The organism is Pseudoruminococcus sp., from assembly GCF_047012705.1.
Lineage (GTDB): Bacteria > Bacillota > Clostridia > Oscillospirales > Acutalibacteraceae > Pseudoruminococcus.
The window spans coordinates 99,155-114,816 of record NZ_JBKXNW010000010.1; the positions used below are offsets into that span (position 1 = coordinate 99,155).

Here is a 15,662-nt window from a genome sequence, read left to right on the forward strand (position 1 = left end):
TAATTTAAAGTTTTATCGCATACTCCAATATCAAATTTTTAATACGATAATAATAAACAATATGTTCCATAGTTTCTTTAACCTCACTAATGCCGAGCTGTTGTTTTTCTTCGGTATCACATTCAATCATTAATGCTCTTTTTATATTATACTCAAGCCATTCAAGACGACCAAAATTGCTGTAATATAATGTTTCAAAATCAATATTTTTATTAAGTTGACTATTTTCAAAATATGAATTTATAAAAGTATTAAACAAATCAAAGTTAATATTACAGCTTTCATACCCTGACCAACAAAGCGCAAGTTCAAAAAGCTCAAGATATGGATTTGAATAGCCCAAACATTCCAAATCAATCAGTTTAAATTCATCGTTACTCCAGAGAACATTTTTGCTATCCATATCATTATGGCAAATTGCTTTTACAGGTGGTATATTTTTTATTGCTTGATTGCCTTTATTCATACTCTCATTCAGAATATCAATTTTATCTTTTATAATATCATAAATCGGCGAATTACAGATTCGAGCAAGGTCAATATATTTTTGCCAATCAATATGAATTTCAGGTCGATTATACATTTCATTTTTCAAATCAATGTTATGTATCTCTGCAAGAGCTTTAGCAATTTTTTTGCAGTGCTCAACAGTGATTTCTCCGTCTTTCAAAGTTTTGCCGTCATACCAATCAAAAACATAATAATATTGATTGCCTAACTTTTGCATTTTACAGCCGTTAAATTCCAGAGAATAAACTGCTTGAATATTATTTTGCTCAAGTATATTCTCAAATCGTTCTGCGTTTTTGTAATTTTCGAGAGCGTCAAGTCGTTTCATAACATTGGGATTTAACAGCTTTATAACATAAGCCATTTGGTCGGTCACTACCTTAAACATTCGGTGCATAAATCCGCCTGTTAATTGACTTGTATCTGTAACTTTTCCTAATTGCAAATCACCTGCAATTTGATTAATTAGCTCATTTGTGTTCATATTTTCCACGCTTGTCTAAAATCGCTTATTGATTGATAATACTAATTTCTGTCATAATTCAAAGTGAGATTATTTATTAGCAAGGTTAGTTTTTATATCATTAAAAATATTTATTTGATATTTGCTTAAAACCAAGCTTTTCATAAATATATATTGCATAAGGTGTGTTAGTAGTAAGTGTAATATCGGTAAAACCTTTTGTTTTTGCGAATTTCAGCAAATAATCGATGACTTGCTATTGATAACCATTATTACAGTAATTTAGCTTAGTATACACGCTGACTAAAAACAATATCTAACTTTTTTATCGCTTATTTGCGGCAACTCCGAAAGTTATTTTAATGCAGCCATAGCAATCGATTTATCATAAATATACATAACCACAAAGAAAATTGATTTGTTCAATTTATCTTCTAAATGTTTATTTGTGCAAATTTGTTTAAATAGCAAAAATCCTTTTTTAAAATATTGCTCCAATCTTCAATTTGCATTTCGATTCTTAATGCAACAATATCATTAATGTTATCAAAATTTGGATTCTATGTCAATAATTTGGGTAAAGAACAGAGCAGAATTCTACAGCTAATGCAAAAAGGACGGCTCAAAGCCGCCCTTTTTAACTTATTATTTATCTTTTTCAAATTCTGAAAGCAAACGATTAATTCTATCCATATCAACACCATCTGTTGTTGGTGTATATGAAGACTTACTTGGTGCTGGAATTTTTTCGCTTGCTATATCAGGATTGCTGTCTGTTAATGTAGTAGCCTCTGCTACATGGTTTCCTTTAACAATCGGTTCAGGCTCCGGTTCTTGTTCTGCTGCTTGTGGTAATTCCACCTCAGGTTCCTGCGTTTCGAGGCTGTTTTGAAGTACGCTGTGAAGTGCATCTGCATGAGAAGCAACTCCCGCTTCCTCCTGCTTAGGCTCTACACTTGCAGCAGGTTCAGAAAGAATGGTTTCTCTGCGAATGTGCGGTGCAGATTTTCCGAAAGAAGCTATATCCTCAAAAGAGCTATAAGCTTGTTCTTCTAGAACATCAGATTTTTCATTAGGTTCAGATTTTTCTGCTTCCTCAAGTTCTTCAGCCTGCTTATGAAGATACTGTTTACCAGCCTTGCTTGTAATTTCTACAAGAAGCGAAATTGTATAGAAGCAAAGGAGTATGTCTGAAACTTTCATAATCATATCATCTATTTTAAAATTACCTGAAATGATAGCGGAAACTACAACATCAGCTCCATATGCAAAGCACGCACAAATCATAGGTGCTCCGAATAAAAACAAAGATTTTATACAGCTTTTCTTCAAACCTGCAAACATAACTGCATGATAGTAGATAAATAACGCTGCAATAGCAACAGCAACTATATCAAACATTTCTGAGCTTTGAACTGAAACTTTTGTATATTCAAAGAAAAGATTTATAAGTCTTAATGCGAACATTACTGGAACTATAACCGTAAATAACGGCTTTGTCTTTATAAGATTTCTGCCGATAAGTGATGAAACAGATTCCATAAGGAATACTCCACCGGCTAAAAGTTCAAAAAGTTTTGTTATGGTATATAAAATCACATTATTATCTTCAGGAACATTTGAAATGGACATAAATCCAAGTATGCCATGAGTAATAAAGCAAATTGAAATCAGCAAGCCGAAAAAGCCTGCAAAGAAATTTTTCCCAATATCATAATTTTGCGGGGTTTCTCTATCGAGAATAGTAAGAACCGCTCCCACAATAAGTCCTAAAATAATTAATCCAAAAATAACTATTGAATACATAGACTTATCGAGGAAGAATTCTCCCCCATTATTAATAACGACAGAACGCCATACACCCAAACCAAGAGATGCGACCGCCGTTATTATAAGGACAATCCAATTATATTTAATTTTCATTCAATTAGCACTCCTTTTTAAATTTGTACGGTAAATGCACCAGTGATATTCTTATATTTTATACCAAACCGCCGATAATTGCAATGTTACGCACAACAAAAAAAGGATTTTTTATTAAATGTTTATATTTCAACGGTATATTTAGTCTATTGTACGTTCGTCAAGAGGAATATATCCCGTAGATTTAACCATAGAACGATATGCCGGACGAATGATTCTTCCGCCGTATGTAATCTCCTCAATTCTGTGAGCACACCAGCCTGCAATTCTCGAAACAGCAAAAATCGGAGTAAAGAGGTCGCTCTCAATTCCAAGCATATCATACACAAAGCCAGAATAAAAGTCAACATTTGCACAGATAACCTTCTTGCTGCCCTTTACATTATCAAAAACACTTGGAACAAGTTTTTCTACTCTTTTATAGAACTCGTAAATATCACTCATACCCTTTTCGGCAGAAAGCTTTTCGGCATTTTTCTTGAGGATTTTTGCTCTTGGGTCAGAAAGAGTATAAATTGCATGACCAAAACCATAGATAAGACCTGAACCATCGCCGGCGTCCTTATTAATAATCTTTCCAAGATAGTCAGAAATTTCTTCCTCATCCGTCAAATCCTTGATATTATCAAGAAGTTCATCCATCATATGCTTAACCTTAACATTAGCGCCGCCATGACGAGGACCTTTAAGTGAACCAATAGCTGCTGAAATAGCAGAATATGTATCTGTGCCTGAAGATGAAAGCACTCTTGTTGTAAATGTAGAGTTATTACCACCGCCATGTTCTGCGTGAAGTATCATACATAGGTCAAGGAGCTTTGCTTCGGAATCTGTAAATTTGCAATCCGGACGCAAAGCGTGAAGAATAGATTCACTCGTAGAAAGACTCTTATCAATCGGGTGAAAATACATACTCTTATTCTCAAAATGTCTGCGTTTAACCTGATAAGCATAGGTCATAATTGTAGGCAAACAAGCTATAAGAGAAATAGACTGACGAACTATATTCTCAAGAGAGTTATCATCTGGGTTATCATCAAATGAATACATAGCGAGTACAGAACGGGCAAGCTTATTCATAATATCCCTTGAAGGCGCTTTAAGAATCATATCCTCAGCGAAATTTTCCGGCAAATCTCTTGCTTCCGAGAGAAAGTATTTGAGCATTTCAAGCTGTTCCTTGGTCGGCAATTTACCGAACATCAAGAGCCAAGCCGTTTCCTCATAGCCAAATCTGTTTTCTGCTATGCAGGCATCTATAATATCATTAACATCTATTCCACGATATGTAAGCTTACCCTCGTCAGGAATCTTAACGCCGTCATCTACTAAAAAGCCATGAACATTACAAATTCTCGTAAGGCCCGCCATAACGCCTGTGCCATCGGGGTTTCTAAGACCTCTCTTAACATTATAGGTAGTATAATCTTCCTGAGTAAACCCGTTATTCTGACGATATTCTTCGCATAATTGTGATAATCTATTAGTGAAGTCAGTGCTTGCAAGTGTCATAAGACAACGCCTCCGATTTATATTCTTAAAAGTATTATCGATACTCTGCCGACAATACGCCATAAATTATATTTTATTCTAATTACTTTATGCTGTCAAGAAAGTAAGAGTACACGAAAAAATATTCATTACTTTACATAATTAGCCATAGCGGAATTTATAATTTATTGTCAGTTTTTTGCAAGAATTCGCTTGTTAAAATTCAAAATAAAATCTTTAGAAACGATTTATTCGGAATATACCCTATCGTTATTGAAACAATTCTGATAAATTCTTTCATTTATATATCAAAAGGGAGGAAATTATGAAAATCAAGCGTGAATTTTTAATCTGTACAGCTATTTTTGTTTTAATGGCAAGCTTGCCGCTTTTTGCGATTGGTGCTTCATATGGTGTGGACAAGTCTGCAAACACCGATATGTCTGCCGTTTCATCAGATGTCAAAAGTTCTAAACCTGAAAACAAAGCTGAAAAAACTTCTTCTAAAGCCGAATCTAAAAAAGCTGAAAGCAAGGCTACATCATCAGTTTCCGAAAGCTCACAGGAAAGCCATGTTGAAGTAAGCAACGGCGATAAAATATCTGCCGATGGAAAATTTAAAATTCTCGACACTTCTACTAATGAAGTTCTTACACTTACAGACGAAGAATTTTTAATCGGAGCAGTTGCCGCAGAAATGCCTCCAAGCTATGAAACAGAGGCCTTAAAGGCTCAATGCGTTGCTACATACACTTGTTATGCTAAAAAAAGAGCCGATGAGAGAGACAATCCCCACGAAGAATTGAACGGTGCAGATTTTTCGGCTGATTTATCAAAAAAACAAGTTTATCTTACGCCGGACCGAATGAAAGAAGACTGCGGAGAAAACTACGAAGAAATTTATTCAAAATATAAGGGTGTTGTCGAATGTGTAAAAGGCGAGGTTTTAACCTATAAAGGCGAACTTATCACCTGTACTTATTTTGCAATTTCAAGCGGAAAAACTGATAGCTTTAAGGATATTTTCGGCAAGGATTTACCTTATCTTACAGCAGTTTCAAGTCCTTATGACGCCTTTGCACCAAATTATAAATCCGAAAAAAATATTTCCGAGGAGGATTTCAAGAAAGCTTTTGAAAAAAGTTCAGATAAGGTTGATTTTTCAGAAAAAGCTGATAAATGGATTAGCAATATTAAATTGACAGATTCAGGAAGTGTTAAAAGCATTAAAATCGGAGGTATTGAATTTAGCGGTAGTAAAGTAAGAGAAATTTTGGGATTAAGAAGTGCTTGCTTTAGCATTAAGTATGACAATGAATTTCAGTTTGAAGTTAAAGGCTATGGGCATAATGTTGGAATGAGCCAATACGGAGCGAATGAAATGGCTAAGGAGGGTATCGGATATAAAGGAATATTGGAGCATTATTATAAGGTAAAATTATAAAAACAAAAAATTTCTCTTACTCTTAATAATATTTAATCTACTATCTTACAAAAAAATTTAATTTTCCTCTTGTATTTCTTGCATAAATAATCTATAATATGTTATAAATTATTATGCAATTATCTTTGCGAATTTTCTTAGATTCTTGCCTACCTACGAAAGGAGAATTAAACCCGTATGAAACAATATAATGCAAAAAATATCCTTAACATCGCTATTGCCGGTCATAGTGGTTCCGGTAAAACTTCTCTTGCTGAAGCTATTATCTATACCTGCGGCGGCTCGGAACGCCTTGGTAAAGTATCTGAAGGTAATACCGTACTCGACTGCGACCCTGAAGAAATTAAAAGAAAAAGCTCTGTTGTAGCGGCTACCGCTCCTGTAGAGTGGAAAAATCATAAAATAAATCTTATAGATACCCCAGGATTGTTCGATTTTGAAGGCGGTCTTTATGAGGGTGTTCGTGCCGCAGATTCAGTTCTTATTAATGTTTCCGGCAAGAACGGCGTTTGCGTTGGTACCGAAAAAGCTGTTGCCGCCGCCGATAAGCGTGGGCTTACAAAGATTTTCTTCGTAAACGGCCTTTGCGATGAGAGTGCAAGATTCTACCGTGTATTTGAAAATCTTAAGGCATCATTCGGTCCGTCCGTCTGCCCTGTTGTTGTTCCCTATATAGTTGACGGTCAGGCAGATTGCTATATCAATCTTCTTGAGTATAAAGCATATAAATATGAGAACGGAAAAATCACAACCGTTCCGCTTCCTGATATGGGAACTCGTCTCGAAGGTCTCAGAACCGCTATTTGCGAGGCTGTCGCCGAAACAAGTGACGAAATGTTCGAGAAATATTTTTCAGGCGAAGAATTCACTCCTGAGGAAATCATTGTCGGCGTAAGTAAGGGCGTTAAAGAGGGTAAAATCAGCCCTGTATTCTGTGGTGACGCACTCCTTACATACGGTATCGAACAGCTTTTGAATGGTCTTATATGGCTTGCTCCTTCTGCTGAAGATAAATCTGAAGAGCTTGCACTTGATACCGAGGGTAATCCTGTTGAGCTTTCCGTAAACGAAAACGCTCTTCCTGCTGCAATAGTTTTCAAAACTGTTGCAGACCCATTTGTCGGCAAACTATCTTACTTTAAGGTTATTTCAGGAAAAATCTCTCCTGAAACTCCTATTATGAATATGCGTACAGGTACGATTGAGCGTTTGACCAAGGTTATGACTATCTGTGGCAAAAAGCTCATTGATACTCCATATATTACCGCCGGCGATATAGGTGCGGCGGCCAAATTACAATCTACCAATACAGGCGATACTCTTTGTGCTCCTGCAAGAAAGGTTATTCTTGAGGATATTGAATATCCTGAACCTTCTTATTCTAAAGCAGTTTATCCAAAGAATAAAGGCGATGAAGAAAAGGTCGCCCAAGGCTTGTTAAGGCTTTCTGAAGAAGACCCAACAATTCACTTTAAAACCAATAACGAAACTCACGAAATGATTCTTACTGCTCTCGGTGAACAGCATATTGATGTCATTGTCTCCAAATTAAAAAGTAAATTTGGTGTTGAGGTAACGCTCAGCACACCTAAGGTAGCTTATCGTGAAACTATCCGCAAAAAAGTTAAAGCACAGGGCAAACATAAGAAACAAACTGGCGGTCATGGTCAGTTTGGCGATGTCTGGATAGAATTTGAGCCATTTGACGGCGATTTTGAGTTTGATGAAAGAGTTGTCGGCGGTGCTGTACCAAAAGGCTTCTTCCCTGCTGTTGAAAAAGGATTGCGTGAGTGTATGCAGAAAGGCCCTATTGCTGGATATCCTGTTGTTGGTGTTAAAGCTACTCTTTATGACGGCTCTTATCACCCTGTCGATTCCTCCGAAATGTCCTTCAAAATGGCTGCGGCTATCGCATTCAAGACAGCTATGGAAAGTGCAGACCCGATTCTCCTTGAACCAATCGGCACATTAAAAGCTACTGTACCTGATTCCGCAATGGGCGATGTTATGGGCGAAATCAATAAACGCCGAGGTCGTGTTTATGGTATGAATCCTGCCGGAAACGGTTATCAAACAATCGAGGCAGAAATTCCTATGGCAGAAACGAGTGATTTTTCAACCTTCATCCGACAGGCAACTCAAGGCAGAGGTCATCATACGATAGAATTCCTACGCTACGACCCAGCTGCTAATCAAAAATAATTTATAGAGTGTAAGAATATATTTATATTCCTCCCATACAAAAACCGCACGAAGTATTTAACTTTCGTGCGGTTTTGTTTAAAAATCCAGTTTTTATAGATTGACATATATTTTCTTATGTTATATAATATAGATAAGGATAGAGCGTATCACAAAACGGTCGCTCCCAAATGTAAGTTGTTTATGAAATAACCGCCTTATTTGGTCGTGGGGCGGTTATTTCCTTTTATTATCATTGAAAAGCTTGATAATAGCAATTATCAATATACCAAACTGAATTAAATCAGACCAAGTAATATAACTTTCCATATGTAACACCCCCATTTCTGGGAGCAGGATTGACCGCCTATCGTTGTGATACGCTCTATGTTTGATTATATTATAATGTGTAATATCTTGTCAACAAAAATACCGCCTTGCTTAAAGCATAGGCGGTATTTTTGTATCAGTAAGATATTATTTTTTCTTAAAGCTATCCTTTAAAGATACTGAGCGGTTAAATACTGGTTTTTCCAGTGTACTGTCTTTATCAACGCAGAAATAGCCAAGTCGCATAAACTGATATGATTTCGGTGCTTCTGCACTTGCCATAGCTGGCTCAACCTTGCAGTTTGTGAGAATTTCAAGAGAATTTGGATTGAGATAATCAAGAAAATTCTTATCGCCGACATCTGGGTCAGGAACAGTGAAGAGATTATCATAAAGACGGACTTCTGCTGTAGCGGCTGTCTTTGCGTCAACCCAATGGATAGTACCCTTGATTTTTCTGCCGTCAGGAGCATTTCCGCCTCTTGTTTCGGGGTCGTATTCTGCATAAACCTCTATAACATTGCCGTTTTCGTCCTTTTTACAACCTGTGCATTTTACGATATAGGTTGTTTTAAGACGAACCTCATTTCCTGGAAACATTCTGAAATATCCCTTTACAGGTTCCTCCATAAAGTCATCTTGCTCTATAAAGAGTTCACGAGAAAATGTTACTGTTCTCGTGCCGTCCTTTGGACGATTTGGATTATTCTCAACTTCAAAGGTTTCTGTCTTATCCTCTGGATAGTTTGTAATAATAAGCTTTACAGGGCGAAGAACTGCCATTGTACGCTGTGCAGTTTCGTTCAAGTCCTCACGCAAACAATGCTCAAGGAAGCTATATTCAACTGTGCTTGTAGCCTTTGCAACACCTATTCTTTCGCAGAAATTCCGGATAGATGCAGGTGTATAGCCTCTTCTTCTCAAACCGCAGAGAGTAGGCATTCTTGGGTCGTCCCAACCGTTTACATAATTTTCCTCAACAAGCTTACGGAGCTTTCTCTTGCTCATAACTGTATTGTTAATACCAAGCCTTGCAAATTCAATCTGTCTTGGCTTTGAAGGTACAGAAATATTATTTATAACCCATTCATAAAGTGGACGGTGGTCCTCAAACTCAAGTGAGCAGAGAGAATGAGTAATACCCTCAAGTGCGTCTTCAATAGGGTGTGCAAAATCATACATAGGATAAATGCACCATTTATCGCCTGTGCGGTGGTGCTTAATTCTGTTTATACGGTAAAGAACAGGGTCACGCATATTAAAGTTGCCTGATGTAAGGTCGATTTTTGCACGAAGAGTCATTTTTCCGTCAGGGAATTCTCCGTTTTTCATACGCTCAAAGAGGTCAAGGCTTTCTTCAATAGGTCTGTCACGATAAGGACTTTTTGCTGGGTGGGATAAATCGCCACGATTTTCACGCATTTCCTCAGGTGAAAGCTCGCAAACATAAGCCAAACCCTTTTTAATAAGCTCAATAGCAAATTCATACATCTTATCGAAATACTGCGATGCAAAGTAGAATCTATCTTCCCAACTAAAGCCAAGCCATGCAATATCCTCTTTTATAGCATCAACATACTCGACATCTTCTTTGGTTGGGTTTGTATCGTCCATTCTGAGGTTACACTTTCCTCCAAAGCGTTCTGCTGTTCCGAAGTTTATGCATACAGCCTTTGCGTGACCTATATGCAAATATCCGTTAGGTTCAGGCGGAAATCTTGTATGAACCTCTTTACCCTCAAATCTGCCGCCCTCGGCTATATCTTCCTTAATAAAGTCGTGGATAAAGTTACCGGCGACTTCATTTTCTAAAATTTCATCTGCCATAATTCTGTACTCCTTTTTATACTCCAAACTCAAATTTATTTTTCTCTAAATATATAAATTTCAGTTCATCATTAATTCTTTTCTCTTTAAAAGCAATGTACCCAAGTTTTTCATACATTAGAATATTATTAACACTTCGAGTGCTTGTAAACAATTCATATCTTTTATTCGGATAATATTTTTCAATTTTAGAAAGCAGCCTTGTTCCGATTCCTTTTCTTTGCTGTATTGGATGAACCATAAGCTTACCTATATAAACGGTTTCATCCTCGCAGTATGCTCTTACAGAACCTATAATCACACCGTCATCTACTGCTTTTAGTATAATACCCTTATGAAATTCTTCACGAACTTCATAAATGGTCTGTTTAAGGGGAGGAATATCAGAGCTGTTAAACAATTTTGCTTCACTTTGATAAGCAAGATATTGTAAATTAAGGATTTCCTGCAAATCCTCTTCATTTGCTCTTGAAATTTCCATGTATAACCCTCCGGTCAAAATATCAGCCAAAAAAGACTTTAATTAAACTTTGCTTTTCAATTGAACTTTGCAAGACCTGCATTAAGTCTTCTCAAGGATTCCTCTCTACCGAGAATATCAAGAATTTCAACTGCTCCGCCCGGTGTAACAGTCATTCCGGAGGCGGCAATTCTTACAGGCCACATTGCTGTACCATTCTTAATACCTTGCTTTTCAGCAAAAGCTATAAGGCAATCGTGAATTGAATCAAAATTCCACTCGCTGAGAGCTTCAAGCTCTTCAATAGCCGCCTTTAAGATTACAGGTGAATTTTCGAGATTAGTCTTACTCTTCTTATTGACAAAAAGCTCCTTGTCATATTCAGGCTGTTCCTCAAAGAAAGCTACTTTCTCAGGAATATCCGTAAGCTTTGTTGTACGCTTTTGAAGTATAGAAGCAATTTTCACGAAATCAAGCGGTTTTTTGATAACTTGCTCGAAATATGGCTTTGCCACTTCTGCAAACTGCTCTACTGTCATAGCCTTGATATACTCACCGTTGAACCATTCCAATTTATCATAGTCAAATACAGCCGGAGATTTGCTTATACCGCTTATTTTGAAAATTTTTGTAAGCTCTTCAAGAGTAAATATTTCTGTATTATCTTCAGGACACCAGCCGAGAAGTGCAATATAGTTAATGATTGCCTCCGGCAAATATCCTTCATTTGTCAAATCCTCAAAGCTTGTTGCACCGTGACGCTTAGAAAGCTTTGATACAGATCCATCCTCATTCTTACCCATAATGAGTGGAAGATGAATATAAGTAGGAATTTCCCAGCCGAAATCCTCATAGAGAAGATTATATTTCGGTGTAGAAGACAGATACTCGCAACCTCTTACAACATGGGTAATATTCATAGTATGGTCATCAATAACATTAGCGAAGTTGTATGTCGGGAAACCATCTGCTTTTATAAGAATCTGGTCTTGAAGCTCAGAATTTTCAACTGTAATTGTTCCAAAAACAGCATCCTCGAAGGTAGTGCTGCCCTCAAGTGGCATTTTCTGACGAATAACATACTCCGCACCACTTGCAAGAAGTCTTTCAACTTCTTCCTTTGGCAAATCGCGGCAATGTCTGTCATATCCTGTACCGAATTCATCATTATCCTTGAGTGATTGAAGTCTTTCCTTAGAACAGAAACAATAATAAGCCTTACCCTCTTTTACAAGCTGTTCAGCATAAGGAAGATACATTCCGAGTCTTTCGCTCTGAACATATGGTCCGAAATCTCCGCCTACATCAGGACCTTCATCGTGTTTAAGTCCGGCTCTTTCGAGTGTTCTATAAATGAGGTCAACTGCTCCTTCGACCTTGCGTTCTTGGTCTGTATCTTCAATTCTAAGAATAAACTTACCACCCTGAGATTTTGCAACAAGATACTCATAAAGGGCTGTTCTGAGGTTTCCTACATGCATAAAGCCTGTTGGGCTTGGTGCATATCGTGTTCTTACTGTATCAGACATAATTTTCCGTCCTCCGCTATATAAAATTTAATCTATTTTTTATTATACCAAATTATTCAATATAATCAAGTAGTGAGTGTCGACCCACGGTGAAGACGCGGTGCGTGACCGTACAGGACAAGATGCGTAATCGCTCGATATTTGCGGCAGTAGTTGGTTGCCGCGGTTAAATAAATTAGCAATGAACTACAACTTATCTAATAAACTTCTCTAAGACACTTAAAAGTTTTGCTCAAGGCAGCGAGCCGCCGCTCCGCAAGACGCGTTCTACTTTTTTGTTAAATTAACGCTTATTATTCGCGTCCAAGTTTGTTAAACTAAAAGTTTTGCTCAAGCTTTTTCAAAAGCTTGCAGGGTTGAGGGACGGAGTCCCTCATAGGTTTTAAGGGCAACGCCCTTAACATCTCTTTATCCCCAAAGGGCGGACAAAGTCCGCCCTCATTGACTAATATTGCTAACAAAAGAATTTTTAATAGGCAAGACAGGTTAAGAACTTCACCCTTAAAACCCACCAAAGGCTCGAGTGAAACTTTTATTTGTCTTATTAAGGGTTGGTTTCCTCTATTTCTAATATTACCCCCGAATTTTCAAGATAAGTTACTGTGAAAGGTCCTCCTCTGGCGGCAATATCGTGCATTTCGCCAAATACAGATAAATTTGCCGCTCTGCCATAAAGTTCCTTGCCGTCAGGAAGTTTAAATTTATAATACACGCTCATTTGAAAGCAATTTCCCCATATTTCAAAGCTTGGAACGATTTCAACTGTTTTATACGCTCTGCGGTCTATATCCTTTTTTGCGGCATCTCGCATATCAAGCGGAAGTCCTTTTAATTGCTTTAATGCGTATTCTTTCGTCATATATTGTCACCTCTAAAAATCAAACGGATTTTTTCTTGCTTTTGCGTTCTCTGAGTTCTTTAAAAAATCTGCTCAAAAGCTCCGCACATTCATTTTCCATAACTCCGGAAATAAGCTCCGGCTTGTGATTATAAGGCAATTCAAAGAGATTTACAACTGATGCACACGAGCCTGCCTTTTTGTCGAACGCTCCGAATACAACACGCTTAATCCTTGAATTTATAATCGCACCCGTACACATTGGGCAAGGCTCAAGCGTAACATATAAATCGCATTGCCAAAGCCTCCAACCGCCTAATTTCGTGCAAGCCTCATCTATTGCAATAAGTTCTGCGTGACGCAAGGCATTTTTATCGGTTTCACGGAGATTATGACCTCGCCCGACAATCTCACTGTCTTTGACGACAACTGCACCGACAGGAACTTCTCCTATTTCATAGGATTTCTGTGCCTCTGCTAAAGCCTCAAGCATAAATTCTTCATCAATGCTCACCTGCCGTCATCTCCTTGCTTAAAAATAAATCATAATTATATTTATAATTTCTATGACGAATAAAATTATTATCATTGGGTTTGTAAAAGCCGTTTTAAATGATAAAATATCCGATTTTTGCGGTTCTTGCGGAAATATTATTTTTCGTTTTAGCTTTATAACCACCAAAATTATCACCGAAAGCAAAATACAAATTCCGATTGCCACATTATATAAACCTTGAAACAATCCACAAGTTATGGTAAGAGCATTACACAAAAAATGCACTGTCATACACGAAATAAGCGAATTAGTCTTGATATATAAGCAGCCTAAAATTATTCCGCAAAGAAATGAATACATAACTGCCGTCAAGCTTGTATGCGACATCGCAAAAATCATAGCCGAAATAAGCACCGCAAATTTCGCCCCATATTCGCAAAATCCTCCTAAAATAAGTCCACGAAAAGCTATTTCCTCTATTATTGACGGGATAAATGCCATTGCAAGATAATCCAGCGGATTGAATATATAGCTTGAATTTGCGTCAATTCCTGTAGCATATGAAATTAAATTCGTCATGATATTGCACGAAAAGCATAGCACAAAAGCAAATACTGTAAATAAAAGCAAAGCCGACGCAGATATTTTTTGCTTAGTCGGCTTTTTAAGCTTTAACGGCTGTTTAAAAAAATATGCAAGTACAATAAACGGCAATAAATTTTTTGCAAAGGACAATAAAGCAAGTCTTGTAATATACATTTCCTGCGGAATAAGCGATACTAAGCCAGAAACCGCAATAATAGTTCCTACAATAAGCGACAGACCGACAAAATTCAGCCTGTTTTTTAAAGTTTTCACTGCTTGAGAACGCCTTTTTCAAGCATTTTCTGTGCGGCAAGAAGTACACCAAGCTTACCGCTGTGATAGTTCAATGCCCCCTGCATCCAAGCGGCATATGGCTCTCTGAGTGGAGCGTCTGCCGAAAGCTCTATTGACGCACCAAGTGTAAATGCACCAGCCGCCATAATAACCTGACTATCATATCCCGGCATATCCCAAGGTTCAGGAACTACAAACGAATCCACAGGCGCTCCCTGCTGTATACCCTGACAAAATGCGACAAGCTCCTTTTCTCCGCCAAGCATAATTGATTCGATAATATCCGCACGAGGCTCGTCATATCTTGGAGTAACTCCATAGCCGAAAAGCTCGAAAAATGCAGAAGCAAATATAGCTGTCTTGAGTGCCTCACCAGTTACATGAGGTGCATTGAATGCTCCCATAAATAATTCTCGATTGTGTCCGAGAGTACAGCCGATTTCCTTGCCAGTACCGGGAGTTGTAAGACGATACGAGCAAAGCTCTATTAAATCGTGTCTGCCTGCTATATAACCGCCTGTGGGAGCAATTCCTCCGCCCGGATTTTTAATTAGTGAACCTGCCATAAGGTCAACATTTCCGATAGTTGGCTCATATTCCTGTACAAATTCGCCATAGCAGTTATCAAGCATAACTATGCAGTTTGGTGCAAGCTCGTGTGCAAGCTTTGCGATTTTTTCGATTTCCTCACATCTTAGTGACGGACGGAGCGAATATCCCCTTGAACGCTGAATGTATACCATCTTAACATCAGGTGTGATTCTCTGTTTCATACCTTCATAATCAACTGTTCCGTCCGGTAAAAGGTCAAGTTGTTCGTAATTTATTCCGAAGTCAATAAGTGTACCTGTGTTGCCCGAAATAGTTTTGCCATCGCTTGTGATTCCGATTACACCTTGAAGTGTGTCATATGGTATGCCAGTAACCGAAAGCATAGTATCATTCGGACGAAGAACGCCAAAAAGCGCGGTAGTAATTGTATGCGTACCGCTTACGAAATTATATCTTACAAGAGCGTCCTCTGCATTCAGTGCAAATGCGAATACCTCGTCAAGAGCCTCTCGGCCTCTGTCGCCATATCCATAACCTGTACTTGCTGTGAAATGGCTTTCGCTGACTCTTGCATTCTGGAAAGCTTTCAGCATTTTTCGCTGATTAAGCTCTGTTATATAGTTAGTTTTCTGAAATGCCTCATTAGCCATTCCTTCCGCCTTTTCAGAAGCGGAAATTATCTTTTTATCAAAATCAAAATAATTCATACAATACCTCAAAAATTAAAAATTGCTTTCAG

At 37.7% G+C, this 15,662-nt stretch carries 12 protein-coding genes; 2 read left to right on the plus strand and 10 right to left on the minus strand.

Annotation, left to right across the window (positions count from 1 at the left end; all coding sequences use genetic code 11):
- Positions 1 to 4 precede the first annotated feature (4 nt).
- The 3 genes from ACLU24_RS10805 to ACLU24_RS10815 all read right to left on the minus strand — a co-directional run bounded on the left by ACLU24_RS10805 (position 5) and on the right by ACLU24_RS10815 (position 4,408).
- Positions 5 to 994 (minus strand): phosphotransferase, encoded by a 990-nt coding sequence (locus tag ACLU24_RS10805; protein WP_412612583.1) that lies wholly within the window; start codon positions 992 to 994, stop codon positions 5 to 7.
- Between the two features lie 624 nt (positions 995 to 1,618).
- Complete coding sequence (locus ACLU24_RS10810; protein ID WP_412612585.1) at positions 1,619 to 2,896, minus strand: hypothetical protein; 1,278 nt, start codon at positions 2,894 to 2,896, stop codon at positions 1,619 to 1,621.
- Positions 2,897 to 3,037: 141 nt separating this feature from the next.
- Positions 3,038 to 4,408 (minus strand): citrate/2-methylcitrate synthase, encoded by a 1,371-nt coding sequence (locus tag ACLU24_RS10815; RefSeq protein WP_412612586.1) that lies wholly within the window; start codon positions 4,406 to 4,408, stop codon positions 3,038 to 3,040.
- Positions 4,409 to 4,712: 304 nt separating this feature from the next.
- Here ACLU24_RS10815 and spoIID point away from each other — a divergent pair, with 304 nt between their 5' ends.
- Both spoIID and ACLU24_RS10825 read left to right on the plus strand, forming a co-directional pair.
- Positions 4,713 to 5,831 (plus strand): stage II sporulation protein D, encoded by a 1,119-nt coding sequence (spoIID, locus tag ACLU24_RS10820; protein ID WP_412612587.1) that lies wholly within the window; start codon positions 4,713 to 4,715, stop codon positions 5,829 to 5,831.
- 177 nt (positions 5,832 to 6,008) lie between these two features.
- Entirely contained in the window at positions 6,009 to 8,033 is a 2,025-nt protein-coding gene (locus ACLU24_RS10825; protein ID WP_412612589.1) for an elongation factor G, read from the plus strand.
- 456 nt (positions 8,034 to 8,489) lie between these two features.
- Here ACLU24_RS10825 and ACLU24_RS10830 read toward each other — a convergent pair whose 3' ends face one another.
- The 7 genes from ACLU24_RS10830 to ACLU24_RS10860 form a co-directional block, all read right to left on the minus strand.
- Positions 8,490 to 10,169, minus strand: a complete 1,680-nt coding sequence (locus ACLU24_RS10830) for a glutamine--tRNA ligase/YqeY domain fusion protein (protein WP_412612591.1) — start codon at positions 10,167 to 10,169, stop codon at positions 8,490 to 8,492.
- Between the two features lie 16 nt (positions 10,170 to 10,185).
- Positions 10,186 to 10,650, minus strand: coding sequence for a GNAT family N-acetyltransferase (locus ACLU24_RS10835; RefSeq protein ID WP_412612593.1), 465 nt, complete (start codon positions 10,648 to 10,650; stop codon positions 10,186 to 10,188).
- Positions 10,651 to 10,706: 56 nt separating this feature from the next.
- Positions 10,707 to 12,158 (minus strand): glutamate--tRNA ligase, encoded by a 1,452-nt coding sequence (gene gltX, locus ACLU24_RS10840; protein WP_412612594.1) that lies wholly within the window; start codon positions 12,156 to 12,158, stop codon positions 10,707 to 10,709.
- A gap of 544 nt (positions 12,159 to 12,702) precedes the next feature.
- Entirely contained in the window at positions 12,703 to 13,017 is a 315-nt protein-coding gene (locus ACLU24_RS10845; protein WP_412612595.1) for a hypothetical protein, read from the minus strand.
- 19 nt (positions 13,018 to 13,036) lie between these two features.
- Positions 13,037 to 13,510, minus strand: coding sequence for a tRNA adenosine(34) deaminase TadA (tadA, locus tag ACLU24_RS10850; protein WP_412612597.1), 474 nt, complete (start codon positions 13,508 to 13,510; stop codon positions 13,037 to 13,039).
- Between the two features lie 18 nt (positions 13,511 to 13,528).
- Complete coding sequence (locus ACLU24_RS10855; RefSeq protein ID WP_412612598.1) at positions 13,529 to 14,350, minus strand: CPBP family intramembrane glutamic endopeptidase; 822 nt, start codon at positions 14,348 to 14,350, stop codon at positions 13,529 to 13,531.
- Positions 14,347 to 15,630: a methionine gamma-lyase family protein gene (locus ACLU24_RS10860; protein WP_412612599.1), complete on the minus strand. Its 1,284-nt coding sequence runs from the start codon at positions 15,628 to 15,630 to the stop codon at positions 14,347 to 14,349. Before ACLU24_RS10860 ends, ACLU24_RS10855 begins: the two co-directional genes overlap by 4 nt.
- Between the last annotated feature and the right edge of the window lie 32 nt (positions 15,631 to 15,662).

Coding starts and splice junctions, on each gene's coding strand:
- ACLU24_RS10805 (WP_412612583.1), bottom strand. CDS start 994: ATGAACACAAATGAGCTAATTAATCAAATTGCAGGTGATTTGCAATTA.
- ACLU24_RS10810 (WP_412612585.1), bottom strand. CDS start 2,896: ATGAAAATTAAATATAATTGGATTGTCCTTATAATAACGGCGGTCGCA.
- ACLU24_RS10815 (WP_412612586.1), bottom strand. CDS start 4,408: ATGACACTTGCAAGCACTGACTTCACTAATAGATTATCACAATTATGC.
- spoIID (WP_412612587.1), top strand. CDS start 4,713: ATGAAAATCAAGCGTGAATTTTTAATCTGTACAGCTATTTTTGTTTTA.
- ACLU24_RS10825 (WP_412612589.1), top strand. CDS start 6,009: ATGAAACAATATAATGCAAAAAATATCCTTAACATCGCTATTGCCGGT.
- ACLU24_RS10830 (WP_412612591.1), bottom strand. CDS start 10,169: ATGGCAGATGAAATTTTAGAAAATGAAGTCGCCGGTAACTTTATCCAC.
- ACLU24_RS10835 (WP_412612593.1), bottom strand. CDS start 10,650: ATGGAAATTTCAAGAGCAAATGAAGAGGATTTGCAGGAAATCCTTAAT.
- gltX (WP_412612594.1), bottom strand. CDS start 12,158: ATGTCTGATACAGTAAGAACACGATATGCACCAAGCCCAACAGGCTTT.
- ACLU24_RS10845 (WP_412612595.1), bottom strand. CDS start 13,017: ATGACGAAAGAATACGCATTAAAGCAATTAAAAGGACTTCCGCTTGAT.
- ACLU24_RS10860 (WP_412612599.1), bottom strand. CDS start 15,630: ATGAATTATTTTGATTTTGATAAAAAGATAATTTCCGCTTCTGAAAAG.